Genomic DNA, 1284 nt, shown 5'->3' with positions numbered 1-1284 from the left:
TCAGAAGGTGAGCTTGTTTTCGCCCTTCAGTGCGGCGGCCACATCGATATCGGGGCCGCGGAACCCGGCGCCGATGACGCCGTTGTTGTTGAGGACATTCACGCCGATCTGCTGGAACTGTGCAAGCTGCTGGTTCACGTTCACATTGACGTTGACGTCCTTGCCGAAGGCGTAGCCGCCGCGGACCGCCGACATGGCCTGGCCGTCGATCGTGGCGCTGTGCGCCAGGTCGTGGATTGCGATGGATGACATGGGTCTCTCCTTCTCAGCCGACGATCTTGTTCTGGCCGTTCTGGTGCACGTTGCTGTGCACGCTGACGTCGTCCAGGAAGGCCGAGCCGTTGGCGGTGAGGGTGCCGACGTTCTGGACCTGGCCCAGGTTCTGCAGGGCGTTGATCGACGAGTCGTAGCTCGGCTTGTAGCTGATGTCGCCGGTTTTCACGGACGGCGAGAACATGCTCCAGCCGCCGCGCACGGTGCGCATGGCTGCGCGGTCCAGTTGTTCGGCGCGGTCCAGGTCTTTGATGGTCAGGTTTTTCATGGCAATGCTCCTTGAAAGTATAGTCAACGATGATGGCGATGGGGGATCAGCCGACGATCTTGTTCTGGCCGTTCTGGTGGACTTTGCTGTCCACGCTGACGCCGCCCAGGAAGGCCGAGTCGTTGGCGGTGGCCGTCATCACGTTCTGCATCTGGCCCAGGTTCTGTGCGGCGTTGATCGACGAGTCGTAGCTCGGTGCGTAGGTGATGTCGCCGGTCTTGTACGACGGCGAGAACATGCTCCAGCCGCCGCGCACGGTGCGCATGGCTGCGCGGTCCAGTTGTTCGGTACGGTCCAGGTCTTTGATGGTCAGGGTTTTCATGGCAATGCTCCTCGATGATGGAATGATGGGATGGGATAAAAGGGATCAGCGGCGCACGATGGTGTTCTGGCCGTTTTGCGAGACGTCGTTGTCGACGTGCACGCCGTCGACGAAGGCCGAGCCGTTGGCGGTGGCAGTCATCACGTTCTGGACCTGGCCCAGGGTTTGGGCGGCGTTGATCGACGAGTTGGACGTCGGCGCATAAGTGATGTCGCCGAAGGAGTACGAGGGCGATGCGAACTTGAAGCCGCCRCGGACGGYRSSCATGGCTGCGCGGTCCAGTTTGTCGGTGTGGGCCAGGTCGGTGATGATCAGGGTTTTCATGGTAAATCTCCTTGGATGTCGGTTGGTTGGTTGAGGCATTTGATTTGCGCTCGATGGACTATCAGCAGGATGCGTGCCAGCTTCGTTCGAGTGTCAC

Annotated in this window: 4 protein-coding genes; all 4 read right to left on the bottom strand. The window is 60.6% G+C overall.

Going from position 1 to position 1284, the window contains the following annotated elements; all coding sequences use genetic code 11:
* From AC1DOP_RS27120 to AC1DOP_RS27105, 4 genes are read right to left on the bottom strand one after another with little or no spacing between them, the layout of a single operon-like run.
* Positions 1–252, bottom strand: a complete 252-nt coding sequence (locus AC1DOP_RS27120) for a hypothetical protein (protein WP_442124980.1) — start codon at positions 250–252, stop codon at positions 1–3.
* Between the two features lie 13 nt (positions 253–265).
* A complete protein-coding gene (locus AC1DOP_RS27115) occupies positions 266–541 on the bottom strand; it encodes a hypothetical protein (protein ID WP_442124996.1) in 276 nt (91 codons plus the stop codon).
* A 46-nt stretch (positions 542–587) separates the two neighbouring features.
* Positions 588–863, bottom strand: coding sequence for a hypothetical protein (locus AC1DOP_RS27110; protein ID WP_477254386.1), 276 nt, complete (start codon positions 861–863; stop codon positions 588–590).
* A gap of 45 nt (positions 864–908) precedes the next feature.
* A complete protein-coding gene (locus tag AC1DOP_RS27105) occupies positions 909–1187 on the bottom strand; it encodes a hypothetical protein (RefSeq protein ID WP_477254384.1) in 279 nt (92 codons plus the stop codon).
* Positions 1188–1284 lie beyond the last annotated feature (97 nt).

Source organism: Massilia sp. 01N410, from assembly GCF_056399665.1.
Note: the sequence above shows the minus strand (reverse complement) of the source record. Positions and strands in the feature narration are given on the sequence as shown.